The organism is Marinobacter sp. F4218 (genome assembly GCF_019443085.1).
GTDB lineage: Bacteria > Pseudomonadota > Gammaproteobacteria > Pseudomonadales > Oleiphilaceae > Marinobacter > Marinobacter albus.
This window is the reverse complement of the sequence record NZ_JAHZIL010000003.1, coordinates 947,684-972,169: the sequence shown is the minus strand read 5'-3', so window position 1 is coordinate 972,169 and position 24,486 is coordinate 947,684. Positions and strand designations below refer to the sequence as shown.

Here is a 24,486-nt window from a genome sequence, read left to right as displayed (position 1 = left end):
GGACGGGTGTCGGGTAGTCTACCCCTCCTTTCCGTCCGGTCTCGGTGAGGCAAGAATCCCGGTGTAACGGGCAAGAAAAATCCCGAACGCCACCAGCCATAACAAGGTGCTGCTGCCAATGCCAGGGTGCCAAGGGATAACGGAAAGCGCCGTCAGAACCCGGATTGCGGCAGCGAGGTGAATGGCCACAAACGCCAGGACCATGCCTCGCGGCAGAATCAGCGGGCGCCCCGTGTGCCCGAGGGATACCCGGGCAATCACGCCGAGAATGAGGCAACTGATCGCTCCGGTGCCGGCGGCGTGGCTCCAGGCGTTGGACGGCCAACCGGCGAGCTGGGTGCCTGCCAGCAGGACCAGGGCGACCGGAACCCAGAGAATGGACAGATGCAGCATCCAGAGCAGTGGCTCCCTGCGCGTAAGCCAGCCTTTCCAGCCGGCCAGCCGGACCGTTATCAGGATTGCGGCGGCAACGGCGAGTACGCCGCTTGTGTTTTGCCAGCCCAAGACAAGTGTTGCCATCAGAAGGATCATGGAGGCTAGCGACGCCATGTCCAGGGCTGGTACGACCTTGATTGCTGTGGACTCAAGGCCTTGCTGTCGCATCCAGCCCGCAGAAAATGCCGGCGTGATGCGCCCGCCGATGATGCTGATCAACGCCATGGCCATGATCAGTGCGCCGTAGCTGTAGGTCATGTCGAGTCTGAGTACGAAGCCCACTTGCATCAGCCACAAGAGTCCAAGTACCACCATTATCAACAGCTGACGTGTTTGTCTGGCGCTCCAGATACGCCAGCCTGCATCCAGCATCACCAGTGGCAGGAATGCGAGGTTCACCGTGTGCACCAGCCAGTCGGGCAGACCCGCGCCGAAAGCGAGCAGAACTCGACCGGCGAGCCAGACGCCCCACAGAACGACGAGGCGCCCGCCGTGGGTACGTGACGTCTGGGTCCAGACGCAAACGGCGGTCAGCAGGAAGCCGGCGATAGCCGCAGAAAGAAAGCCGAACAGCATCTCATGCTGGTGCCAGAACAAGCCGGGCAACGCCAGGGGCAGGTTGATTGCCCCCGTCACCTGCAGCACCCAGACCGGGATGAAGAGCAGAGCCAGGATGACCATGGACAGGAAAAAGATGCGGAACGGGTGGCTGAAGAGCTGCCGGATATTGGCGGATTCCGTTGCGTCAGGGATAGGAATGACCTTCATGGTTGGGCTCCCATTAATACATTCATATAGAATGTATGTTGTAGGTTTTTGCCCGGAATGGCCATACCCCCTACCGGGTACTTGTGCGTACAATGCCGCTATTGCATTGATTTAAAAGGTAGCCTGATGAGCGCGTATCTGATCCTGAAACACCTACATGTGACCACAGCGTTGATTACCGTCGTTCTGTTTGCGGTTCGTTTGCTGATGGACCTGGTCGGCAGACCCGGTTGGCGCCAGACGCCATTGCGCTGGATTCCCCATGCTAACGATACGCTATTGCTCACGGCGGCCATAGGGCTCGTTGTCGTGACGCCCTGGATGCCCTTCGTTCATGGCTGGCTCACGGCCAAGATCATCCTGTTGATCGGCTATATCGTGGCCGGGGCCTTTGCGCTGAAGCCCACACTCAGTAAACCGTTCCGGGTGGTGGCCGCCATGCTGGCTCTGGTTCAGGTGGCAGGAATCTTTCATCTGGCGCTCTTCAAACCCGCATTTGGCTGAAGCGTCAGCGCCGTTCCTGTTTCTGCCCCATAGCGAAATTCCGAAAGGCATGTTCAAACACTGCGCCGCTCGAAGCGGTCACCGACAACTTTTTTGATTCGGATCAACCATGGCCTGAACGCAGTTGAAAAGCTGAGCTACATTTAGAAACGGAGGAGGTTAAAGGTTCCCGCCATTGAAAGAGGTGGAGAGCGCGATCCCAATCAACTTTGCTGCGTTGTCCTGGTGGCGCGATGAGGATTTCATCGGGCCGGCGTTCTGGTGGGAAGTCACTTTGGATGAGGCGAGTGCTTCTCTCTGAAGCTCAGGGAATTCGCAATACAATTCGAATCGCGGAATTGTTAGTACCCCCGCCGCTTTCATAACAAGCTTTTGTAAGCACGTTGTTAATAAGTTCTTTTAGCTGCTTCCAGAAGACCAACTAGGGTTTTTCTGAGGAGAAAGGCAATGGACCATGCCGGAAAAGGTTCCACCACACCACTCAAGCGCTGTGCAATTTTTTTGACTCTCGCAGTTGGTCTGATTGTAGCCGGCCTCTCGTTGGGCCAGCCAAGGGAAGCAATTGCATTGTCGGATGTGCAGGTTGAGGAGCTCGTCAAGCGTTCCTTCCAATACGTCGCCATGTACAACGTCAATAACAAAAGTGCGATCCAGAACCGCGGCTGGAACACCTGCGTTGCAGACACCCAGCTGAAAGACCACACGCTCAAACTTATCGCCCGGCCGAACAACGACTCGCTTTACATCGTCTGTATGCTCGATCTGCGAAAGGATCCGGTCATCCTGGAAATGCCTGCATTCGATTCCAAATACGTCTCGCTGATGATTACCGGCAACGACCATTATGTGAACATCCCGGTCTCGACCCGGCAGGGCGATTTTCAGCAACCGGAAACGATGCTGATCTTCAGCGAGCGGACCGCAGGTTACGAAAAAGGCGAGCGGGTGAAGGGGGTCGACCGGTACTTTGAGGCGACTGGCGATTTCCTTTCGGCCGTGTTTCGGGTGATGCCCCATTCCAACGATCCCGAACGCTTTGATCGCATCACCAAGCAGATGAAGTCGGTCGATTTGCTCACCCTTTCAGAGATGCGCGGCGAAGAGCCGGAATCCATCGATGACGTCGACTTTCCAGCGGTCGGCGAGACCGATCTGGATATCTTCGAGAACAACCTGTTGGAGGTGATGCAGTTCGTGTTCAACCATACGACTTTCGATTCGGGTAATGAGCTGGATCAGGAACTGCTAGCTCTTTATCAACCGCTCGGCGTGGTGCCCGGCCGAACTTACAATCCCGAAAAGGTCGCGCCGCTCGACGGTGAACGCGTCCGCAAGGTTGCAGAACGAATCGAAGCCGAAGAAATGGCTAAAGCTGGCCAGATGGCTGCCAATACCGGGCTGTTCAAGACAAAGGGTGACATTGGCCTTGAGCTGCTGCTGTTCCAGTCGGTGTACGGGCCTATTGGCCAGCCTGCGGTCGAAGCCGTCTACCCGGCCGTTGGCACAGCCGATGGCGAACCAATGAACGCGCAAAACGATTATGTGATCCGGATGACGGCCGACGAGTTGCCGCCTGCGCAAGCGTTCTGGTCACTCACTCTCTATGACACAAAAAACGGATTCTTCATTCCCAACGATCGTAAGAAGTACAGCGTGGGCGAGAATGGAGGCATGCAACTCAATGAGGACGGCGGAATCGAAATCTATATCGTCGCTGAAAAGCCCGAGGGCGTGCCGGAGGAAAACTGGCTGCCGCTGAAACGCGGCGACTACGGGATTGACGTTGTTCTGAGGGTCTACGTACCTGACCTCAAAAAATTCGAGACCTGGACACCGCCCAAGGCGGAAAAGTTATAAAGGCATCCGAAGGCCGTAGACGAAGACGTGTGTTGTTTCTCTCTACCTGGATTTCGCCAAGAAATGAGGGAGCAAAACATGAACACCAAAATGAAGTTTTCCGTGATTTCTGTCATTACGCTTTTTTTCGCGCCTTGTACCTGGGCGGCAGATTCCTACGCCGGCTACGGAGCGGGACCTACAGCTGATGATCACATCGGCGAAAAGGAGTACTCGCCCTATCTCAATATGGGGTATCCCCAGCGCATTTTTTGGGGTGACACCCACTTGCACACGGCCCTTTCGACCGACGCTGGGATGATCGGTAACCGGTTGGGGCTGGAGGAAGCCTACCGCTTCGCCCGAGGTGAGACAGTTGTCTCCAGCGCCGGCGTGCGTGCACGGCTCCAGCGGCCGCTGGATTTTCTTGTCGTGGCCGATCATGCGGAGAATTTGGGGCTGGCGCCGATGATCGCTGAGCGCAATCCTGACCTGCTGGCAACGGATTTTGGCCGGCAGATTTCACAACTCGTTTACGATGGAAATTACGGCCAGGCCTACGCACTCTGGGGGCAGGGGATGAGTGCGGGACAGGATCCCCTCGCGGGGGAGACTGGCCTGATTCGCTCCATGTGGGAGCGGGTGACGAAAGCTGCTGAACGATTCAACGAGCCGGGCCGGTTCACTGCACTGATCGGCTTTGAGTGGAGCTCAAGCCCCGGCGGTAACAATTTGCACCGCAATGTCATCTTTCGCGACGGTAAGGACGAAGCCGACCAGATCATTCCGTTGTCCAATTACGACACGACCGACCCTGAAGATCTGTGGGCCTGGATGCAGGCATACGAGGAAAGGACCGGTGGCCGGGCGTTAGCGATTGCACACAACGGCAACCTTTCCAATGGCCTGATGTTTGACGATGAGACCCTCTCCGGCAAGGAAGTCGATCGGGATTACGCCGAGCGGCGGATGCGTTGGGAACCGGTCTACGAAGTCACTCAAATCAAGGGAGACGGCGAGGCACACCCGGCACTGTCACCCAACGACGAGTTCGCCGATTACGGAACCTGGGACAAGGGCAGTTTTGGTCCGGAACCCAAGACGTCAGACATGCTTCCGCGTGAATACGCCCGTGAAGCCTTCAAGCGGGGTCTTGAGTATGAAGAGCGTCTTGGGGTAAATCCGTTCAAGTTCGGCATGATAGGCTCCACTGACAGTCACACCTCACTGGCGACAACCGAAGAGAACAATTATTTCGGCAAAGCCACGCCTGCAGAGCCTTCGCCCGGCACCGAGCGCATCGAAGAGAAGATCACGGGCTTTATGCAGGAACCGAACGGTCCGGACATAACTATCCGTCACGTAAGTACGTTGGCTTCTGGATTGGCCGCGGTTTGGGCAACTGACAATACCCGGGAAGCGATCTGGGATGCGTTGCAGCGTAAGGAGGTTTATGCCACCACGGGTACGCGTTTGATGGTTCGCGTATTCGCCGGCTGGGATTTTGAAGAATCCGAAGTGCAGAGACCGGACTTCGCCAAGACAGGGTATTTGCGAGGCGTACCCATGGGGGGCGATCTGACTCAAGCCCCGGAGGGCAAGTCGCCGACCCTTATGATCAGAGCTTTACGCGATGCAGACGGAGCAAACCTGGACCGAGTTGAGGTCATAAAGGGCTGGATGGATGCTGCGGGCAAGCTGCATGAACGGGTATATGACGTGCTGTGTTCGGATGAGCGCGTGATAAATGACCAGCATCGTTGTAAAACGCCGGTGGGCAATTCCGTCGATGTAAAGACGGCGACTTACAACAATAGCATCGGGGATGCGCTGATGATGGCCTTTTGGAAGGATCCTGACTTTGATCCTAATCAGCGCGCTTTTTATTACGTGCGCGTTCTGGAGATTCCGACGCCACGCTGGACGACCTATGATGCGGCCTTTTTCGGCACTGAATTACCCAAGGACGTCGAGCCAACTCATCAGGAACGCGCCTATACTTCCCCCATCTGGTACTCGCCTAAGGGCTAGGTTTCATTTCACGGTGATTGGGGGGGGATTCATGGTAATGGCGACCGAACAGGTTCGCTGGGCAAGTTGATGCTGGCTGTAATGCAGTATTAACGGTCTATTTTCTCGGATAGCTCATCCAGTTTGCTTTGCACCAACCGGAGCTGGCGCGCAATTTCATCCCGCTCGTCGTGCGCTTTCTGAGCCTGCTGTGCATTCTGTTCCTCGCTCATCACCTCCAGAATGGCGCCAATCATCATGTTCAGGAACACAAACGCCGTCAGGAATATGAAGGTGAGGTAGTACAGCCAGCTCAGCGGATACTGCTCCATGGTGGCGTACATCACATCGGTCCAGTCCTCGAAGGTGGCCACCCGGAACAGGGTCAGCATGGCAATGGCCACGTCGCCCCATAATTCCTTGTCGACCTCGGAAAAGAACATCGCGCCCATGGCGGCGTAGATGTAGAAGATGATGAACATCAACAGGGCAATATAGCCCATCCTTGGAATGGCCTTGAGCAGGGAGTTAATCAGGAAGCGCAGTTCCGGCACTACCGACACCAGACGCAGTACCCGGAATACCCTCAGCAGCCGACCCAGCAGGACGGCTTCGGAGTTATCCAGCGGAATCAGACTGCCGATAACCACCAGCGTGTCGAACAGGTTCCAGCCGTCCAGGAGGAACCGTCGTTTCACCGGGGCGGCGGTAAATCTGAACAGGATTTCGATCAGGAAGAACACCGTGATGGCGTTATCCATGACCGTGAGCCCCTGTTCGACAAATGGTGGTAAATCATAGGTCTTCGCGCCGATCGTCAGTGCCGAGAGGATGATGATGGCAATGACGACGGCCTGAAAAATTTTACTGGCTTCAATCCGGCGCAGGGTACTGAAACCGGCAAAGGTACTGAGTTCCGAAGACATGTTAGGGCTCCAGGTAAAATCGATCGCCGCAATTCTAATGGCAGGAGGCGTGCGGGGATAGCATCGCAGAGCGTTTATGGAACCCGATCACGTTAGCCTGAGTATGATTTGCCACTCGTCTTCGCTCACCGGCATTACCGATAGCCGATTACCCCGACGAATCAGGGGCAAACCTTCAAGACCCGGCAGGCCTTTGAGCTCATCCAGTTGGACGAGCCGGGGGAGCTTGTGCACGAATTTCATATCCACGGCCTGCCAGCGGGGCTGTGCGGGTGTGCTCCGGGAATCGTGGTAGGCCGAGGCGGGGTCAAACTGGGTCGGGTCCGGGTAGGCGCCTCTGACCACTTTCACAATACCGGCGATGCCAATGCGCTTGCAGCTGGAATGGTAGATGAAAACTTCATCCCCTACGGCCATCTCTCGCAGGAAATTTCGTGCCTGATAATTGCGCACGCCGTCCCACGGAATAGATTTGTCCGGTGCCTTGGCGAAATCGTTGATACTGCACTCGGAAGGTTCGGTCTTGACCAGCCACTTAGCCATGGGTACCTCGCTCGGTTGACTCGCGCAGTATACCCGACAAAAACGCCCCCGGAACCGGGGGCGCAGGGTTTTGGGCGCGGCGCGCCGTAGGAGGACTGGATCAGTTCTTCACGCCTGGAGGCATGGCTGACGGATGTTCCGGCCGGTGAGGGCGGTTCAGCGGGTAGAACAGGTGCGGAGTCGCCAGTTCCGGCAGGTCGGTGCGTTCCTCGTGCGCGGCCCACTCCACACGCTCGGCCTTGCGGATCGCGTAATGCATCCAGATCAGGGCGGCGGCGACGATGACGAACATCAACATGAAGCAGCTCTGCCAGATGCCGGTCACGTCATTGAGAACGCCGAATGCCAGGGGCAGGATAAAGCCTCCGAGGCCGCCGATCATGCCCACGACGCCGCCGACCGCGCCCACGTGCATCGGGTAATACACCGGAATGTGCTTGTACACTGCGGCCTTGCCGAGGGACATGAAGAAACCCAGCGTGAAGATCAGCACCACGAACATGGGCAGGCTCATGTCCAGAGTGAACGGGATATCGCCCTCAATGCCATGGACAATGTAGTCGGTGGGCGGATAGCTCAGCAGGAAGCTGCAAATGACCGAGGCGGTAAACGTCCAGTACATCACTCGCCGGGCACCGAAGCGGTCTGACAGCCAGCCGCCAAGGATACGGAACAGCGAGGCCGGGATGGTGTACAGGGCGGCGATCATGCCGGCGGTCTTGATGTCCAGGCCGTACACGCCGATCAGGTAGTGCGGCAGCCACAGCGCCATCGCGACAAAGGCCCCGAAGACAAAGAAGTAATACAGGGCAAAGCGCCACACCCGCAGCTCCCGCAGTGGCTCCATCTGTTCGATGAATGATTTCGCTTTCGCGCCCCTGCGCTCGGCCGCCAGAGGATCTTCCTTGGCCAGCAGGATGAACAGGACCCCCATGATGGCCAGAACCGTGGCGTAGACCTGCGCAGTCTGTTCCCAGCCCAGGGCCACCAGTAGGAACGGCGCGCCGAAGTTGGTCACCGCAGAACCGACGTTACCGGCACCAAAAATTCCCAGCGCTGTACCCTGACGGGCCGGTTCAAACCAGGCGGCGGTGTAGGCCACACCCACGATGAACGAGCCCCCCGCCAGGCCAACACCGAGTGCACCCACGAGCAGCATCGGGTAGGTGGTGGCGAAGGTCAGCAGGTAGACACAGGCGGCGGTGGTAAGCATCAGGATCCCGAACACCCAGCGGCCGCCATAACGGTCCGTCCAGATGCCGAGGAACAAACGGCTGATGGAGCCGGTAAGGATCGGTGTGGCCATCAGCAATCCGAGCTGGGTATCCGAGAGCGAGAGGTCCTCGGCGATACGGATGCCGATGATCGAGAAGATGGTCCAGACCGCAAAACACAGGGTAAACGAGAACGTCGATAAACCCAGGGCGCGGTACTGCTGAGGCTGTGTCGGGGTCGTCATGTCCGCCCTCCGTTGCTGCATGTGTTGATGTTTTAACCATACCAAAGACAGGGTTTTTTCATGCGGGGCATTGGAGGTACCTCCGGCAGGGTGGGGCGGTGGTAGAAAAGTAGGGCCAATCGCCGGAGGGGTGATAGGCCATTGATTTCTCTGGTGGGGTACCCGCCGAATCCGTTGATTTGCGTCAAGTAAGCAGGTCATCGGGGTGTGGGCTAATGGCTGACAGATATCAATTGCCGCCCCGGTATCCGGGGCGCATGCCTGTCATCGGAGAAGCCCATGAAAATAATGATTGCCTACGACGGATCGCGGAATGCCAGGTTGGCTCTGGCCCAGACGATCACCATGTTCCGCGAACTGAAACCCCAGATCGTTCTGGTCGCGGTTGCCGAAAACCCTCGGGACATTACCGCCGGCAACGAAGACCTGTTCCAGCAGGAAGTCTCGGAGCTCAAGGCCTACCTGAACGAAGCCATGGAGGTCTGCCGTAACGAAGACGTCGGTGCCGAGACCATGCTGCTGGAGGGGGATCCCCGCAAGATGCTGCTTTATGCCGCCGAGAAAAAAATCCATCCGGACATGCTGGTTATTGCCCGCCACAGCCATGAACCGGATGGCGGTTTCATCGCCCGCTCTCTCACCTATTTCGTGGATGAACTGGATTACATGACCTTCGGCAGCGTGAGTTCGTTTCTCGCCCGACGGATTCAGTGCCCACTTCTGATCCTACCCAGCCGTTGAATCGGCCAGTTTGAGTTTTCGATTGATAGCCCAAGGAGGCTGACATGAAAGTCGCTGACGTCTTCCACTTCAGGAACGCCGAGATCAAGGCGTTGCACCTGACCTGGATCGCATTCTTTATTACCTTCTACGTCTGGTTCAACATGGCGCCGCTGGCATCGAGCATGCTCAAGAGCGTCGATTGGCTGACCGCCGACGATATTCGCCTGTTCGCCATTTGCAACGTGGCGCTGACCATTCCTGCCCGGATTATCGTGGGCATGGCGCTGGACCGCTTCGGCCCGCGCCGGGTGTTCTCGGTGCTGATGGTGTTGATGGCCATCCCGGCGCTGGTGTTCGCCTTCGGTAATACCATGACCCAGTTGCTGGTCAGCCGGCTGGTGCTCAGCTCCATCGGTGCCAGTTTCGTGGTGGGTATTCACATGACCGCCATGTGGTTCAAGCCCAAGGACATCGGCTTTGCCGAAGGTTTCTATGCTGGCTGGGGCAACTTTGGCTCCGCGGCTGCCGCCATTTCACTGCCCACCATTGCCCTGCACATGTACGGCGGTGAAGACGGCTGGCGCTGGGCCATCGCCCAGAGCGCCATTGTGATGGCGGCCTATGGGGTCTACTACTGGTTTGCCATCACCGACGGCCCTGTCGGTACGGTACACCGCAAACCGCGCAAGGCCGTGGCGCTGGAAGTCAGCTCCTGGGGCGACATGGTCAAGCTGATTCTGTGGACCATTCCCCTGGTCGGGGTGCTGAGCATCCTGGTCTGGCGCATCCGGAACATGGGGTACCTGAGTGCCACCGGAGCAACCATCTGTTACGCGGTGATCTTCGCGATTGTGTGCTACCAGATCATTCAGATCCTCCGGGTGAACGTGCCTATCCTGAAAAAAGGCGTACCAGAGGACGACAAATACCCGTTCAACAGCGTGGCTGCGCTGAACAGCACCTACTTTGCCAATTTTGGCGCCGAACTGGCCGTGGTCTCCATGTTGCCGATGTTTTTCGAGCAAACCTGGAGCCTGAGCGCGACTGCCGCAGGCCTCATCGCCGCCTCGTTTGCCTTCGTGAACCTGGTCGCCCGTCCCATGGGTGGGCTGGTGTCTGACCGGATGGGGAACCGCCGTTTCGTGATGCTCAGCTACATGCTCGGTATTTCCGTTGGTTTTGCCCTGATGGGGCTGATGAACTCCAACTGGCCGCTGATCATTGCGGTGGGGATTACCGTGTTCACCTCCTTCTTTGTCCAGGGAGCGGAGGGAGCCACCTTCGGCATCATACCCTCCATCAAACGCCGCCTGACAGGACAGATTTCCGGCATGGCGGGGGCCTACGGTAACGTGGGTGCGGTGGTTTACCTGACCATCTTCACCTTCGTCACCCCGACCCAGTTCTTCTACATCATTGCCGCGGGCGCCTTTATCAGCTGGGTTCTGTGCGTCATGTGGCTGAAGGAGCCGGAATCCGGCTTTGCCGAGGAGTACCAGGTGTCGTCGGTGGATCTTCAGATCGAGGAAGAGGAACGTCGCCGCCAGGCCGCTGCAACTGCGGGCTGATATTCGAAAGGGAGGCCAAAACCGCCAGGAGTAATCCTGGCGGTTTTTTTTTATTCAAGGAATTCCGGTGCCCCATACACGCTGAAGGCCGACGACCGTCTGCCAGGTACTCACTCCACGATCCCGCTCCTCGCGCGAGACCGTGCCGGGGCGGTCAGAAGTGGTCGTATCCGAACTTCATGTAGGTGATTCCGGGGCTCAGGATCAGCCTCCAGGCCAGTTCGACATCGTCGCAGAAGTCCGGATCGTAGGCCTTGACCGTGTCGATCAGGCACTCGAGCCAAAGGTCATAGAGGTGGGGTTTAATGTTCAGCTGGGCGGCGCTGTGCAGGTAAGCGATTCTTCGAAGCACATCGTCAATGGTGCCGCTGGCGTAGAACGCGACCAGGCTGAAGAACGATTTTTTCAGCATTCGGCGTTGCACATTCATATCCGTATTTCGAAATAGAATGCGAACTTCCGACGAGGATTTCAGGAAGCGCCGGTAGAAGGCCTCAAAGAACTCAATACCATCCGGCGACTCCAGGAGGACTCGGTCATAGCTTTCGTCAAAGATGTCATCGAACGACATGACAACCTCCGGTCTTTGATAGGAAGGCATAGCTCATATTTTAAAAGTAGCAGTCCAAAGGTTACATAACCATTCCGGTGAGAGGCGGTGCCTTGCCCGGCAAAGAAAAGCCCCGGTGCCATTGCTGGGACCGGGGCTCGAAGGGGGTGTGGGAATTACGGGTTCTTGATGTAGGCGTTCTTGCGCAGATAGAACCACCAGTTAACCAGCAGGCACACCGCGTAGAAAACCGCAAAACCGTACATGGCCACCTCCGGAGTGCCGGCCTGGATCTCCTGGCCCATCACCCGTGGCGCAATGAAGGCGCCGTAAGCGGCAACTGCCGATGTCCACCCCAGTACCGGGCCTTTCTGCTGCTGATCAAAGATGAAACCAATGCTGCGGAAGGTAGACCCATTGCCGATACCGCTGGCCGCAAACATGATGATGAAGAGGATCAGGAAGGGCGCGAAATAGGTGTTCGGATCGGTGCTGTTGTACGCCAGCATCATCACATAGCCGGTTGCGACCGAGGCACCGACCATCACCACCGAGATAATCTGGGTGACGATGGAGCCGCCCACCTTGTCGGAAATCCAGCCGCCGACTGGCCGGATCAGGGCGCCGACGAAAGGTCCCATCCAGGCCCAGGTGAGCGCGCTGGGGGCATCCGGGTTAACAACGCGTGTCATGGTGCCGTCCGCGGCGACTTCCATCATGTTGCCGAAAATGACGCTGATGGACAGCGGCAGCGCGGCCGAGAAGCCGATGAATGAGCCGAAGGTGAGGATGTACAGCACGGTCATGGACCAGGTGTGCTTGTTGCTGAAAATCGCGAACTGGTTCTTGATGTTCGGTTTGATGTCGCCAGGGATCAGTCGCAAGAGCGCCACGGTCAGCACAATGGTAACCGGCAGTGCCAGCCACATGTTCATCATCTGCAGTGCCCAGACACCGGCGATGGAAGTCAGCAGGCCGACGCCGTAGAGGCCGAGGATCTTGCTGAAGGCGGAAAGAGGGCTGCCCGGGTTGGGGGTGACCACTTTCAGGTTGTTCATACCGAACCAGCTGGCGAACGCCAGGGGAATCAGGAACAGCAACCAGATAAATCCGGCATTCTGGATCCAGGTGTCGGTGCCGGCATCAATGCGACCAATCAGGGTGCCGCTCGGGCTTTGCAGTTGCATCGGGTCGCCGGCCAGCGCCCCAAAAATGCCAATGGTCATGACCAGGGGGATCACAACCTGCATGGTGGTGACGCCAAAGTTACCGAGGCCGGCGTTCATGCCGAGGCCATAACCCTGCTTGCTCTTCGGGTAGAAGGTGCTGATGTTACTCATCGAACAGGCGAAGTTGCCGCCGCCGATACCGGAGAGCAGAGCCAGAGCCTGGAACACAATAAAGGGGGTGTCCGGATTCATAAGGGCGATGCCGGTACCCAGGGCAGGAAGCATCAGCAGCGAAGTGGTGAGAAACACCGTGTTGCGGCCACCGGCAATCTTGATCATGAAGGAGGCCGGAATCCGGAGGGTCGCGCCGGAGAGACCGGCGATGGCGCTTAGTGTAAAGAGTTGTTCAACGGAGAAAGGGAAGCCCAGGTTTTTCATCTGGGTGGTGATCATCCCCCACATCAGCCAGACGGCAAAGCCCATCAGCAGGCTGGGAATGGATATCCAGAGGTTGCGGGTAGCTATGCGCTTGCCTTCACTCTCCCAGAAAGACTCGTTCTCGACGTCCCAGTGTTCGATGTCGGCATTGGTCCTGTCTTTGGCGCCCATCGGTCCGGCGTCTGTTGTGCTATTAGCCATGATTTTGCTCCTCGGTTTGCTAACCCGGAGCCACGGCACCCGTGGCTTCTTGGGCTTTGCGGACATTGTGCAAATCAAGTAGCAAGCCAGGTCTTGATGAACATCAAGGAAGATGTTGGGTCAATTTTACTCGCGTTTTATGACAGTTTCAGTGACTGTGTCCGTGTCTAAAAAAGCAATAAAAACATATCGTTGTGGTGGTTGTACGCCCAAGGTGGTAGCCGGGCAGGCGCAGGATTCAGTGGAGGTAGCCAATCATTTCCGGCGCTGTTGGCTGTGGTGAAACAGGGTGAGAAGCAGGATCGCGACCATTCCGTAAGCCGTGGCCCAGGCCAGGGCGGATATCCAGAGCGCCTCTGGATGGGCAAACGGAGTGGCACCCGCGTACAGCCGAGCCAGTACAGCCACCGCCATGGCGAAAGCGATGCCGTGTACCTGCCAGGCTGGAGGAAAGGTCCGTCTCGCCCTCTGCCAGGCCAGGCGTAGCATCACACTGAGAGACAGGGTGCCGAGAGCGCCAATCGTAATCACATGCAACGCCGGTAAGGGATCAATTCCCTGCAAAAGCCTAACTCCCGTTATGCCCGCTCCGCCAGCCAGCCAAAAATAGCCAATAGCAAGCACCAGCAAGTCGTGCCGGTTCACGCAATACGAGAGTTTCCAGCGCGCGGTACGGATCACAATAAGAGCGGCTGACGATACTAAAAGAAGGCCGGTAACCGAGTCTGCAAGGGGCATGAACACCAGTATCAACGCCGCTGGCAGAATCACCAGAAGCGCACCTTCAATTCGTGGCTGCACCCTGGCTTCTATTGGAATGCCCCGCTTTTCCAGCGTTCCGGCCACAGCCGGGGCGATAATTCTCCCGCCCATGAATGTCATCAGCAATAACAGACCAAGAATGGCGGCCATCATGATCCGTCGTGTGTCGGGTACTGGAAGCTCGAAATCAGGAGGAGCAGCCGCCGCAATCCAGAAGATGACTGACAGTAGGCACAGAACCAGGATCAGCGGCCCGGCGATCTTGTTGCGCCACTTTTTGGCCGCCTGGAATCTTGGGACGGCGTAACGGGCAAGCAATAATGCAAACGCCGGGCTCAGCAGCTGGGATACCAGGCTGGCGGGCAACAACACCCAGCACAGGCGGGCCGCCAGCCAAAGCAGAAACAGGGGGGCCAGTACTTTCCAGGGTTGGGGACCAAGGGTATAGCCGGCAATCAGGGCCAACGCAAAACCGAAAATCAGCTCATGGCCATGTCCGGCGCCCAGAAGCCCCGCGGGCCACCCGGAACCTGACAGCACCGCATTAATCGACAAGGGCACGACCAGAGCTGCCCATACAGCTGCCGCCGGAAAAAACAGCCAGAAAGCGTGAAACGGTTTTGTCGTTGCTTTTGCCATTAGCCTGTTACCGATGCGGTGGCGCCGTCTTGCCTGAGATCATTGGGGCTTCTTGACCGTACAGACTGGCCCGGCTATCACTAAAATATAAGAACTGGTGAAAGGGGTTCATCATGTCTATTGCTAAATTGTTTCGCTTGCCCTTCTCGGGCAACGGCGTGTGGTTGGAGCTGCAACGCCAGAACTTCTCCATTCCTTTCCTTGCCTGGGCGGTGGTTGTTCCCTTGTCATTTCTGCCGCCGGTGCTGCTGTATTACGCCGGAACCCATTACGGCGCCGCCTTTCTGGCCGGGTTTGCCGACAAGGAGTGGCGTTTTATAACCACCATACTGTTCCTGGCGGAATTGCTGACGTTTTTTGTTATGGGGTGGCTTATCCGCGCCGTTCTTGAGGGGGACAAACTGGAAATCAGTTACCAGGACTCCTTCCTGTTGGCCGCAGTTGCGCCCATTCCCTTGTGGTTGTCATCCCTGGCGCTGCTGGTTCCTGTGCTGGCGGTAAGCGTTGTGGCTGTCGCTGTCGGTATGTTCCTGTCCTGCGCTCTGGTTTACCAGGGCGCCCGGTCTCTGTGCCACCGCTCCGACAACGATGTTGTCACCATGTCTGCCACCTACACCATAATGGCGGCGTCTCTGCTGGCCTGGGGTATCCTGATGGCAATGGTGTGGGCGTTCTGATCACACGGTGTAGGGAAGCACGCCGTAATAGATGGCACTGAAGTGAAGCGCACTGCCGCCGATGACAAACAGGTGCCACACCGCATGCATGTAGGGGATGCGGTCAGCCAGGTAGAAAATCACGCCGGCGGTATAAACCACTCCGCCGGCGATGGTCAGGTAGAGTGCGGTCTCGCTCAGGCTGGCAACCAGGTCGGAGGAGGCAAAGGTGATCAGCCACCCCATGGCAACGTAGATACCCACCCGGGCCAGTTTGAATCGATTTTTGAAGATGATCTTGAGTACGACGCCGGTCAACGCCAGTGACCAGATCACGGCAAACAGGGTCCAGCCGACGGTACCTCGCATGTTGACCAGCAGGAACGGAGTGTAGGTGCCCGCAATCAGCAGGAAGATGGCGCAATGATCGAGGGTTTTGAAAGCGCTCTTGAGTTCCGGGTGTCGCGCGCCGTGATAGAGGGCTGATGCCAGGTAAAGGAGGATCAGCGACGCGCCGAAGATACTGAAACTTACCAGCTTCCAGGTGTCCCCCAGCTGGCTTGCCCCAACGATCAGCGCGATCGTTCCAATCACGCTCAGAATGGCGCCAATTCCATGCGTCGCGCTGTTCAGCCATTCCTCGATGCGATGGTGGATGGACGTCGACGGAACTTCGTTGGTGGTCATGGTAACGGTACCTGTATTGGTCATGCCGGTACGGTACGTGAGCGTACAGGTGTACGCAACACTGCCAGATGAACATCCTGTGATCATGCTCAGAAAATCTGAACAACCTGCCTGAAATGTTCCGATATCACCCCGACGGTGTCGTCGTTAAGCTTGTTGTCATCAGTTTAGTTCAGGTTAGAGACGTCAGTGCACCAGCACGGCGTGACCTCATTGCCGAATTAACATATTGCGGAAAGCGTTGAGCATTTCAGGCAGTAGGGCATGGCCCTGCTGCTTTTTTTTGTTCAACGAAACGTTTTTTTCGTGGCTCCGGTTTTCAGGCGGGAGAAGGTGGCCGGTACGACTCCCAGCCACGAGGCCAGTTGGTTGTCCGGCACCCGCTTGACGAGTTCGGGGTATTCTTCCAGCAGCAGCTGATAGCGGTCCCGGGCTGGCAGGGTGTGTTTACGGAATTCACGCATGCTGGTCAGTTCTGCCAGCTCTTCGGTCAGAGCCAGGGCAAATCGGGGCCAGAGGCCTTCTCCGTGGGCACGAATGGTCGAGCGAAAGCGGGAGAAGTCCGCAACCCACAGCGTTGCCGGAGTAACCGAAGTCAGGCACAGGGTGTTGCGAACTGTGCGGGTGCGGCCAAACACCGGCCAGACCATGTCGCCCTCGGAGAAGAAGTGATGGATCGCCACCTTTCCGCTCGGGGCCTCCCGGAACAGTCGAAGAATGCCGTACTGGATGAGGTAAACGCGGCCCCAGGGCCGGTCGTGCTTTTCCAGTATGGTTTCGGCGTCGATACGCTGGGGCTGGAAAAGCCCCGACAAATCGGTCAATAGTCGCGTGTCCGCGTCATCCTGATTGTCGTTGAGGCGAATACCGAACACTCGACTCAATCCATGGAGCAGTGCCTCCGACTCCGAAGCCGATTCCTGCCGAACAATGCCCGCGTCCTCTTGCCCGAGTAGGCAGGGGGAGGAGGACATGTCCGGCCTGACGATGCTGTTCATGGCGTAGACCCTGTAATGACTGATCTGGCAATTATGGTAGCAGAGCGGCGCGGCACGAAATGATCTAAGTCATCGTGGTCCGGTAAGAATCTGATCAGAAAAGAAAAAGCGGAATTTTTGGAGGGCTGTAAATGGCCGTCCTACCGGGTTCGCGCTACACTTTGCGGTTTCGTCCGCCCGACTCTCTTCTGCCCGGAGTACTCATGGCCGCTGCGCTGGCATTGTTTATCAAGCTGATCCCCCTGTACGTGACCGTCGCGCTTGGCTGGGTGGCTGGCCGTTATCTGGAAGCCAGCGGCAGGCATATCGCCGGCATCATGCTGTACATCGTCACACCCTCGGTGGTGTTCTCGGGGGTGATGGCCGCGCCCCTGTCTCCGGAGGTCATTTTCCTGCCATTCCTGACGTTCGGAATAGCCTCGGTGCTGGGTATTGTTCAGCTCAAGCTGGCAAGGAAAGTCGTTACCGATGGCAGCGCCAGCATCATGCCCTTGTGCGTAGGCTCCGGGAATACCGGTTATTTTGGTGTGCCTGTGGCCCTGTTGCTCTTCGGTGAAGAAGGGCTCGGGCTCTACATTGTGTGCATGCTCGGCACCACCCTGTTCGAAAACTCGGTGGGGTTCTATCTCGCCGCCCGTGGCCGGTATGACCTGAAGGCCGCACTCTGGCGGGTCGCGAAGCTGCCATCGGTATATGCTTTTCTGGCCGCCGTATTCCTGAACCTGTCCGGCATCCGTATTCCGGACATGTTTGTTCCCTTGTTCGATAATCTGCGGGGCGCCTACAGTATTCTCGGCATGATGATCATTGGCATGAGCATTACCAGTTTTCGGGGATTGGCGGGCAATATCCGCTTCACCGGCCTGGCTTTCTTCGGCAAATTCGTGGTCTGGCCGTTGGTTGCCATCCTGTTCTGGTGGCTGGATGCCAATGTGCTGGGAATTTATGAGCCCGCCGTCCACAAAGCCATGTTCCTGATTTCAATCACTCCGATCGCCGCCAATACCGTGGTTATCGCGACCCTGCTCGACACATCCCCACGGCAGGCGGCGGGCACGGTGCTACTCACCACCCTGTTCGCCCTGGCGTTCATCCCGGTAATGATCTCCCTCGCATTCTAGCGGGAGCCCGATGACGAGGTGTTGGCGGCTGGCTGCATGGATTCGGATCGAGCCTCTGCAATGTCCTTGCGGGCATGGCGAACCACGCTCACGCCGGCCGTGACCGCGAGAGTCCCCATGATGGCCGCAACCATCAGGTCAGGCCAGGCGCTGCCGGTACCGAAGACCCCAAGCGCCGCCCCCATAACGGCAATGTTGCTGATGGCGTCGTTCCGGCTACACAGCCACACCGAACGCATGTCGGAATCGCCCTCCCGGAATCGGAACAGCATGACAGCGACACTGACGTTAGCGGTCAGGGCCAGCAGGCCGACGGCGCCCATGGTCAGAGGCTCGGGAGTAATGCCGGTTTGGGCGATCCAGATGGCGCGCGCCCAGACCACCAGGCCAAAGGTGGCCATGGTCAGGCCCTTGATCATCGCCGCCCGGCCGCGCCAGAGCATACCCATGGAGAGGACGCTCAATGAGAGGATGTAGTTGGCACTGTCGCCAAAGAAATCGATGGCGTCGGCCATCAGCGAGACCGAGCCGGATTGAATGCTGGCAATTCCTTCCACCAAAAACATCGCGAGATTGACCCACAGGGCAATCCATAAGGCGCGTCGGAACCCGGGCGCCGGTGATTTGGGGTCGGGGGCAGAGCAGGTGCACGCCATTACAAACCTCCTGATGGTGTTTTTAGCCATTTAAAACCCTGTAGTTGCTACAGAGTCAACCGGCTGCATAGGGGACGGGGCAGTCAGCTGTGGCCCTGGCCGTGGGTACCGGGTACATGGTTGTGTTTGTCAGAGGTTTCGAGGACTTCCAGTTCCGTAGTGAGGCCGTCAAGAATGCCACACTCCCGGACGGTCCGGCCCTCCGAGCAGGCTCTCTGAAGGTGTTCGAGCGTCTTTTCCAGACTCGCCAGCTCCTGCCGACGCTCGCGAACGTGGTGCAGGTGCCTTGCCAGCAAGGCGTCTACACCGCTGCAATCTGCCTCCGGATTCTCGGCAAGGCGAATCAGTTCGCGGATTTCGTCCTGCGCCATATCCAGGTTGCGACACCGTTTGATGAACAGCAGGCGATCCAGGTGGGCCGGACGATAGGACCGGTAACCGCTGGCGGAACGGTCAGGTTCCGGAAGCAAACCGATCTTTTCATAGTATCGGACGGTTTCAACGGGGATCTTGGCCCGTTTCGAAATTTCGCCAATTTTCATAGTGTTTCCGGTCTGTGGTCCGCGGTTTCCGGTCAACGTTCTCAGATTCAGGCGCATGGCTTTATCACCATAGCGCTCCGTGATGACCGGGACAATAAACAAACCGGGAAGCGGCCTGCGGTCAGCCTGCGCGATGTGTTTGCCGGGGAAAAATGACACACATCAACCCCGTGTCAGGCTTGTGCAAAAAATTCAGTTTCGGTTCAGTTTTGGCAACTACAGTGAAAGAGTACCGACAATCCTAAGCAAGGAGTTTGACTATGGTTTCCATGAAAAAAATCGTTGCCGTTGGTGTCCTGGCAGCCGCCCCGGTTTGGGCTTTCGCCCATGGCAGTGAGGGACCCTACTCAGGACACGGGCCTGGCATGATGATGAGCCCGGAACAGATGGAACAGATGCACCGTAACTGGTCGAGAATGGACGGCATGATGCAGCAGGTTCCCGAAGCCAGTTCGCCAGCCGAGCGCCAGCGTCTGATGGAGGAACACTGGGAGGCGATGGAAGAACAGATGGAGCTGATGCACCAGGGCATGATGGGGCCCGGCATGATGGGTAATAGCCAGGGCATGATGAACAATGGCCAGGGCATGATGAACAATCAGGGACAAAAGCAGTCTGGAAACGCCCAGGGTAAGGGGTCGGGAGCTGCCGGCATGGGTTATGAGCAGCGCATGGAAATGATGGACCGTCGTATGGACCAGATGCAGATCATGATGGAGCAGATGTTCAAGCATCAGCAGCAACTGAACCGGAATTGATCTCTGTCGTTCTTGAGCCGGAAGTGTGTGATAGCGTGAGGCCTTTCGTGACTCTTTTCTGAAATAATCGGAGGCTCTTGTGCTGGAGCGCCTGCAACGCCGATTAGGGCTGCAGACGATACCCGGGGTGTTCTTCACCGCTGCGGGAATGGCGGTCATGTTTGTGATCGTTGCCATTCCCTTTGATGAGGAAGTCTCCGGGCTGTTCGGGATTCTGACTGGCTGGGTGGCCAGTCATCTGGGTTGGTTCTATATCCTCTCGGTTACATCCCTGCTGCTGTTCCTTCTGGCTCTTGCCGTCAGCCGGTATGGCACTATCCGGCTGGGCAGTGACGATTCCCGCCCGGATTATTCCAACCTGACCTGGTTCACCATGTTGTTCGCAGCGGGTATTGGCACCATCCTGATGTTCTGGGGCGTAGCCGAGCCGATTTCCCATTTTTCCGAACCTCCCTTCGAGGGGGTCCGAGCGGGTAGTGAGCGCGCGGCCAGTGATGCCATGACCATCGCGCTTTACCACTTCGGCCTGCACACCTGGACCATCTTTGCCATGCCGGGGCTGGCCATCGGCTACTTTGCCTATCGGCACAATCTGCCCATGCGCATCAGCAGCCTGTTCTACCCGATTCTGGGGGACCGGGTTTTTGGTCCCTGGGGATGGGCGGTGGATGTCATTGCTGTGCTCGGCACCCTGTTCGGGGTTGCGACGTCGCTGGGCCTGGGCACTCTGCAGTTGAACAGCGGCCTGGCTTACCTTTTTGGTATCCCGTCCACGGGAACGGTTCAGGTTCTGTTGATCGCAATCATCGCCGGCATTGCGGCCACATCGGTGGCCCTCGGGCTGGACAAGGGGGTCCGGCGCCTGTCCCAGCTCAATATCGTGCTCGCGATAGTGCTTATACTGTTTGTGATAACCGTTGGGCCGACCGTTTTTATTGCCGAGGGCATCGTACAAAGTGTCGGAGATTATCTTGATGCCCTGCCGTGGCTGGCCTTCTGGACTGAAACCTTCAGGGATTCGGACTGGCAACGCCAGTGGACACTGTTCTATTGGGCCTGGACCATTTCCTGGGCACCCTACGTGGGAATATTCATTGCCCGGATTTCCCGTGGCCGAACCATCCGTGAGTTCGTCGCGGGCGTTCTGTTTGCGCCGACGGCTTTCACTGTGCTGTGGTTTGGCGTTTTTGGCCTTGCAGCGATTGACGTGGAGATGAACGGCAAGGTCGCGCTGGCTCAGCAGGTCCAGCAGGATCCATCGGTGGCAATCTTCGCGTTTCTTGAGGCGTTTCCCCTCGCCGACCTGGCCTCGTTACTCAGTGTAGTGATCATTATCATCTTCTTTACCACGTCGTCGGATTCCGCCTCGCTGGTTATCGACATGCTGACACGTCGGGACGACCAGCCATCGCTGGTGCGTCAGCGCATCTTCTGGGCGGCGGCCCAGGGTGTAATTGCCGCAAGTCTGTTGCTGGCTGGCGGTCTGGATGCACTGCAGAATGTGATTACCTCCCTGGGCCTGCCGTTCTGTGTGCTGCTGATCTTCATGGCAGTGGCACTGTTCCGGGCCCTGAGAGCGGATTACCGGGGTTACTCGGTCAGTGAGCTGGTGCAGGGACGTGCCTTCCCGGATGTGGAAGCCGTTAAGGTATCCCAACAGGAGAACCAGGATGTACAGTAAAATCTTGATTGCCATCGATCCTGAGGACGACGGTGAGGGCAAGCGGGCTCTTGAAGAGAGCGTCAAACTGCTCGATCAGGCCGGGGAATTGCACCTCGCCAGCGTCTTCAGTCCCGGCGGCGCCGGTTTCTTTCCCCACGTCACTGAAGATGCACCAGAGGAAAAAGAGGCGGAAGTACGGGGCACGCTCAGCCTGTTGGCCAGGAAATATCTACCGCTGAATCAGAACGCGACCTTGCACGTGGTGGCGGGCAACGCGGGCGAGAAACTGGTCGCGTTGGCGGGTACTACCTGTGCGGACCTGATGATCCTGGTATCGCGCGGTGCTACCGGGCGGTGGCCTCTGCGTCGTGCAACGGTGGAGTACGTCTCCGTCAACGCGCCCTGTGCGGTACTGGTGCTTCCGGCACTGTTGAAAGCGCCCGAAGAGGACGGTGAGGGACACTAATCGAACAGCGACAGTTGCGGACTGTCTGGCCCAGGCCCTGACGGCGTCCGGGGTCGCTGTTGCACGGGGCCCTTTCGGCTGCCATGACGATGCAGCACCCGGTCGGTTTCCTCGCGGGATACCTTGTATTTCCGGAACTCGCCAATCGCCTTGCGGGCGGCTCGCGCTGCCTGTTCGTGGTCACACACCGGGCTTATGTAGGTGTTACCACCGAACCGTTCCTTTTGCGCTGGCGTCATCAGCCAGGGCGTGTGAATCAGCTCCGCCGGCAGGCCTTTCAGTTCGGGTATCCATTGCCGGATGAATTTCCCTTCGGTGTCCAGCTTCCGGCTCTGCAGAACCGGATTGTAGATGCGCAGGGCGTTAATGCCGGTAAGCCCGGACTGCATCTGCGCCTGCGGATAGTGAATGCCGGGCTCGAAATCGGTGAATTGGCGAGCCAGGTGCAGGGCCGGATCGCGCCAATGCAGCCAGAGCTGGTAACTGGCTACGGCCATCAACATGGCACGCATTCGGAAGTTGATCCAGCCGGTCTGGCGAAGTGAACGCATGCAGGCGTCCACCAACGGCCAGCCGGTCTGCCCCTCCTGCCAGCGTTGCAGTCGCTCGGAATCGCCGGGGCCGGACTTCAAACCTTCCAGCTCCCGGTGCATGGCCCGGAACTCCAGTTCCGGCTCGTCTTCCAGTTTCTGGATGAAATGGCAGTGCCAATGCAGGCGAGAGCGGAAGCTGGTCAGGCTGCGCTTTTTCCGGGGCAGGCTGTTGGGGTGTTGGCCGGTATACTTGGCTCCCTGATAGATCTCCCGCAGGCTGACGGTGCCGTAGGCAATGTGCGGACTGAGTCGGGAACAGGCGCGCACCGCACTGGCCGGGCTGGAAATGTTGTATTGGTAGCCGACACAGCGCCGTTCCAGAAAGGAGGTCAACAGCTTCTCGCCCCGCTGGCTGCCGCCGGACTGTCGGTCGGGGCATGGTGTGGCGTCGGCCAGGCTTGGTGTGGTGGCCTGGGCCGCCAGGTCGTCGAGATTGGCGGGCGCTGCCAAGCGCTCCGGGGCAGCGACGGTTTCCTGCCGCATGATTCGCGTCCAGGCCTCGTCCCAGAGGTCCCGGTCCGGCAGCCGGCGAACCACGCCAAACTGCTGCCATTCCCGGAATTCGATCCCCTGTTCCTGGCACCAGCCGATCACGGCTTTGTCCCGGTCGAAGGTCCACTGGCCACCGGTCTCCTGGTGGCAGAAGACCCGCTTGATGCGGTGTGTGGATTTGAGCCGGTCAAGCGCCTCGTGCACGGGGCCGACCATCACCAGCAGGTTGCTGCCTTTGCCTCGGAGCTGCTTCCGCAGGTCCGACAGCGACTCCTCGATGAACTGCCATTGCCGCCTCGAGGTGTCCGGCAGTTGCCAGTACCCCGGCTCGATCACGTACAGCGGAATCACGGGCTCCCCGAGGTCCGCCGCAGCGGACAGCGGAGCGTGGTCGCGAGTGCGCAGGTCGCGCTTGAACCAGACGACGCTGGTCATAAGGGGGTACTCCGGTTACGTCGGCAGCGCTCGCTGCAGTAACGAACGGCTTCCCAGTCCTTTGCCCATTTCTTACGCCAGGTAAAAGGGCGGTGGCAGACCGGACAGGTTTTCGAAGGCTGATTCGGTTTCTGGTGCACGATAACGGTCGTATGTCCTGTCAGTAGCGGAAAAATACGTTACCGGTGCCAGTGAGGATCAGCAAACACCGGGCCGGGCTCAGCAACAGGCAACGTTTGGACAGTTGCTCTCTGCCCGCTCCCACTGGATGGTGACGTGCCGGATATTGAAGTCGTGAGCCAGCATCTGGGTAGCCTGTTCAATCAATCGGTCGTCGTCCGAGGCATCCGGCTTCACCAGGTGCACCGTCAAGGCATTTTCTGTGGTGCTGAGTGCCCAGATATGGAGGTGATGGACCGATCTCACACCGGGCAGGCGGTTTAGCTTCTCGTACACCTCGCGGGGATCAATATCCCTGGGCACGGCGTCCACGGCGAGGGTGACCGAATCTTTCAGCAGTTGCCAGGTCCCAAAGAAGATCACCGCTGCGATCACCAGACTCACCAGTGGGTCAATCCAACTGATGCCTGTCAGGATGATCACCAGTCCGGCGACCACGATACCCAGCGAGACCGCAGTGTCTGCTGCCATGTGCAGGAAGGCACCGCGAATGTTGAGATCGCCTTTCTGCCCGGCCAGAACGCCGTACACGGCTTCGATGGCAACGAAGGCCAGGTTCAGAATAACGGCAACGGCAAAGGCCCGGTTATGGGTGTTGAAGTGGTCACTGTGGCTGTGGCCATGACTGTGCCCATGACCATGAGGGTAACTGTGCATGAGTAAAAGCCTGTCCCGATCGTTTAACGGTCGCATTGCAAACCCTGTAGT

Annotated in this window: 24 protein-coding genes; 10 read left to right on the top strand and 14 right to left on the bottom strand. The window is 58.0% G+C overall.

Going from position 1 to position 24,486, the window contains the following annotated elements:
- Positions 1 to 18: 18 nt before the first annotated feature.
- Complete coding sequence (locus tag K0B93_RS08500) at positions 19 to 1,203, bottom strand: NnrS family protein (RefSeq protein WP_219866796.1); 1,185 nt, start codon at positions 1,201 to 1,203, stop codon at positions 19 to 21.
- A gap of 126 nt (positions 1,204 to 1,329) precedes the next feature.
- On the opposite strand from K0B93_RS08500, the gene K0B93_RS08495 reads away from it, so the two are divergent.
- The 3 genes from K0B93_RS08495 (at position 1,330) to K0B93_RS08485 (ending at position 5,574) form a co-directional block, all read left to right on the top strand.
- Positions 1,330 to 1,707 carry a SirB2 family protein gene (locus K0B93_RS08495; RefSeq protein WP_219866795.1) on the top strand — a complete coding sequence of 126 codons (378 nt, stop codon included), beginning with the start codon at positions 1,330 to 1,332 and terminating at the stop codon, positions 1,705 to 1,707.
- Positions 1,708 to 2,154: 447 nt separating this feature from the next.
- A complete protein-coding gene (locus tag K0B93_RS08490) occupies positions 2,155 to 3,564 on the top strand; it encodes a DUF1214 domain-containing protein (protein ID WP_219866794.1) in 1,410 nt (469 codons plus the stop codon).
- A 78-nt stretch (positions 3,565 to 3,642) separates the two neighbouring features.
- The gene (locus K0B93_RS08485; RefSeq protein ID WP_228743332.1) at positions 3,643 to 5,574 is read left to right on the top strand and encodes a DUF3604 domain-containing protein; all 1,932 of its coding nucleotides are present in this window, start codon (positions 3,643 to 3,645) and stop codon (positions 5,572 to 5,574) included.
- 89 nt (positions 5,575 to 5,663) lie between these two features.
- Here the strand turns inward: K0B93_RS08485 and K0B93_RS08480 are convergent, their stop codons facing one another.
- The 3 genes from K0B93_RS08480 to K0B93_RS08470 all read right to left on the bottom strand — a co-directional run bounded on the left by K0B93_RS08480 (position 5,664) and on the right by K0B93_RS08470 (position 8,481).
- Positions 5,664 to 6,479: an ion transporter gene (locus K0B93_RS08480; RefSeq protein ID WP_219866793.1), complete on the bottom strand. Its 816-nt coding sequence runs from the start codon at positions 6,477 to 6,479 to the stop codon at positions 5,664 to 5,666.
- A gap of 87 nt (positions 6,480 to 6,566) precedes the next feature.
- On the bottom strand, positions 6,567 to 7,022 hold the full coding sequence (locus K0B93_RS08475) for an EVE domain-containing protein (RefSeq protein WP_219866792.1): 456 nt from the start codon (positions 7,020 to 7,022) through the stop codon (positions 6,567 to 6,569).
- A gap of 100 nt (positions 7,023 to 7,122) precedes the next feature.
- On the bottom strand, positions 7,123 to 8,481 hold the full coding sequence (locus K0B93_RS08470) for an MFS transporter (protein ID WP_219866791.1): 1,359 nt from the start codon (positions 8,479 to 8,481) through the stop codon (positions 7,123 to 7,125).
- Positions 8,482 to 8,760: 279 nt separating this feature from the next.
- On the opposite strand from K0B93_RS08470, the gene K0B93_RS08465 reads away from it, so the two are divergent.
- A complete protein-coding gene (locus tag K0B93_RS08465; protein ID WP_218635458.1) occupies positions 8,761 to 9,222 on the top strand; it encodes a universal stress protein in 462 nt (153 codons plus the stop codon).
- A 44-nt stretch (positions 9,223 to 9,266) separates the two neighbouring features.
- The gene (locus tag K0B93_RS08460; protein WP_219866790.1) at positions 9,267 to 10,772 is read left to right on the top strand and encodes an MFS transporter; all 1,506 of its coding nucleotides are present in this window, start codon (positions 9,267 to 9,269) and stop codon (positions 10,770 to 10,772) included.
- Positions 10,773 to 10,926: 154 nt separating this feature from the next.
- Here K0B93_RS08460 and K0B93_RS08455 read toward each other — a convergent pair whose 3' ends face one another.
- From K0B93_RS08455 to K0B93_RS08445, 3 genes are all read right to left on the bottom strand, one after another.
- Positions 10,927 to 11,343 carry a globin gene (locus tag K0B93_RS08455; RefSeq protein ID WP_219866789.1) on the bottom strand — a complete coding sequence of 139 codons (417 nt, stop codon included), beginning with the start codon at positions 11,341 to 11,343 and terminating at the stop codon, positions 10,927 to 10,929.
- Between the two features lie 155 nt (positions 11,344 to 11,498).
- Positions 11,499 to 13,130, bottom strand: coding sequence for an antiporter (locus tag K0B93_RS08450; RefSeq protein ID WP_219866788.1), 1,632 nt, complete (start codon positions 13,128 to 13,130; stop codon positions 11,499 to 11,501).
- Positions 13,131 to 13,385: 255 nt separating this feature from the next.
- The gene (locus K0B93_RS08445) at positions 13,386 to 14,531 is read right to left on the bottom strand and encodes an NnrS family protein (protein ID WP_219866787.1); all 1,146 of its coding nucleotides are present in this window, start codon (positions 14,529 to 14,531) and stop codon (positions 13,386 to 13,388) included.
- 113 nt (positions 14,532 to 14,644) lie between these two features.
- Here K0B93_RS08445 and K0B93_RS08440 point away from each other — a divergent pair, with 113 nt between their 5' ends.
- Positions 14,645 to 15,208: a YIP1 family protein gene (locus tag K0B93_RS08440; protein ID WP_219866786.1), complete on the top strand. Its 564-nt coding sequence runs from the start codon at positions 14,645 to 14,647 to the stop codon at positions 15,206 to 15,208.
- On the opposite strand, the gene trhA is transcribed toward K0B93_RS08440, so the two are convergent.
- Together trhA and K0B93_RS08430 are read right to left on the bottom strand one after the other, a co-directional pair.
- Complete coding sequence (gene trhA, locus K0B93_RS08435) at positions 15,209 to 15,874, bottom strand: PAQR family membrane homeostasis protein TrhA (protein ID WP_219866785.1); 666 nt, start codon at positions 15,872 to 15,874, stop codon at positions 15,209 to 15,211.
- Positions 15,875 to 16,161: 287 nt separating this feature from the next.
- Entirely contained in the window at positions 16,162 to 16,872 is a 711-nt protein-coding gene (locus K0B93_RS08430; protein ID WP_219866784.1) for a Crp/Fnr family transcriptional regulator, read from the bottom strand.
- Between the two features lie 203 nt (positions 16,873 to 17,075).
- On the opposite strand from K0B93_RS08430, the gene K0B93_RS08425 reads away from it, so the two are divergent.
- The gene (locus tag K0B93_RS08425) at positions 17,076 to 17,993 is read left to right on the top strand and encodes an AEC family transporter (protein ID WP_219866783.1); all 918 of its coding nucleotides are present in this window, start codon (positions 17,076 to 17,078) and stop codon (positions 17,991 to 17,993) included.
- On the opposite strand, the gene K0B93_RS08420 is transcribed toward K0B93_RS08425, so the two are convergent.
- Both K0B93_RS08420 and cadR read right to left on the bottom strand, forming a co-directional pair.
- Positions 17,990 to 18,649, bottom strand: a complete 660-nt coding sequence (locus tag K0B93_RS08420) for a cation transporter (RefSeq protein ID WP_219866782.1) — start codon at positions 18,647 to 18,649, stop codon at positions 17,990 to 17,992. The genes K0B93_RS08425 and K0B93_RS08420 overlap by 4 nt on opposite strands.
- An 83-nt stretch (positions 18,650 to 18,732) precedes the next feature.
- On the bottom strand, positions 18,733 to 19,191 hold the full coding sequence (gene cadR, locus K0B93_RS08415) for a Cd(II)/Pb(II)-responsive transcriptional regulator (RefSeq protein WP_219866781.1): 459 nt from the start codon (positions 19,189 to 19,191) through the stop codon (positions 18,733 to 18,735).
- 260 nt (positions 19,192 to 19,451) lie between these two features.
- On the opposite strand from cadR, the gene K0B93_RS08410 reads away from it, so the two are divergent.
- The 3 genes from K0B93_RS08410 to K0B93_RS08400 all read left to right on the top strand — a co-directional run bounded on the left by K0B93_RS08410 (position 19,452) and on the right by K0B93_RS08400 (position 22,078).
- Positions 19,452 to 19,949 carry a DUF4175 domain-containing protein gene (locus K0B93_RS08410; RefSeq protein WP_219866780.1) on the top strand — a complete coding sequence of 166 codons (498 nt, stop codon included), beginning with the start codon at positions 19,452 to 19,454 and terminating at the stop codon, positions 19,947 to 19,949.
- Between the two features lie 79 nt (positions 19,950 to 20,028).
- Positions 20,029 to 21,630: a BCCT family transporter gene (locus K0B93_RS08405; RefSeq protein ID WP_219866779.1), complete on the top strand. Its 1,602-nt coding sequence runs from the start codon at positions 20,029 to 20,031 to the stop codon at positions 21,628 to 21,630.
- Positions 21,620 to 22,078 carry a universal stress protein gene (locus K0B93_RS08400; RefSeq protein WP_219866778.1) on the top strand — a complete coding sequence of 153 codons (459 nt, stop codon included), beginning with the start codon at positions 21,620 to 21,622 and terminating at the stop codon, positions 22,076 to 22,078. The genes K0B93_RS08405 and K0B93_RS08400 overlap by 11 nt, the downstream gene beginning before the upstream one ends.
- Here the strand turns inward: K0B93_RS08400 and K0B93_RS08395 are convergent.
- The 3 genes from K0B93_RS08395 to K0B93_RS08385 all read right to left on the bottom strand — a co-directional run bounded on the left by K0B93_RS08395 (position 22,075) and on the right by K0B93_RS08385 (position 24,435).
- A complete protein-coding gene (locus K0B93_RS08395; RefSeq protein WP_219866777.1) occupies positions 22,075 to 23,598 on the bottom strand; it encodes an FAD-binding domain-containing protein in 1,524 nt (507 codons plus the stop codon). The genes K0B93_RS08400 and K0B93_RS08395 overlap by 4 nt on opposite strands.
- Entirely contained in the window at positions 23,595 to 23,738 is a 144-nt protein-coding gene (locus K0B93_RS08390; protein ID WP_324124437.1) for a DUF2256 domain-containing protein, read from the bottom strand. Before K0B93_RS08390 ends, K0B93_RS08395 begins: the two co-directional genes overlap by 4 nt.
- Positions 23,739 to 23,817: 79 nt before the next feature.
- The gene (locus K0B93_RS08385) at positions 23,818 to 24,435 is read right to left on the bottom strand and encodes a cation diffusion facilitator family transporter (protein WP_219866776.1); all 618 of its coding nucleotides are present in this window, start codon (positions 24,433 to 24,435) and stop codon (positions 23,818 to 23,820) included.
- Positions 24,436 to 24,486: the final 51 nt, after the last annotated feature.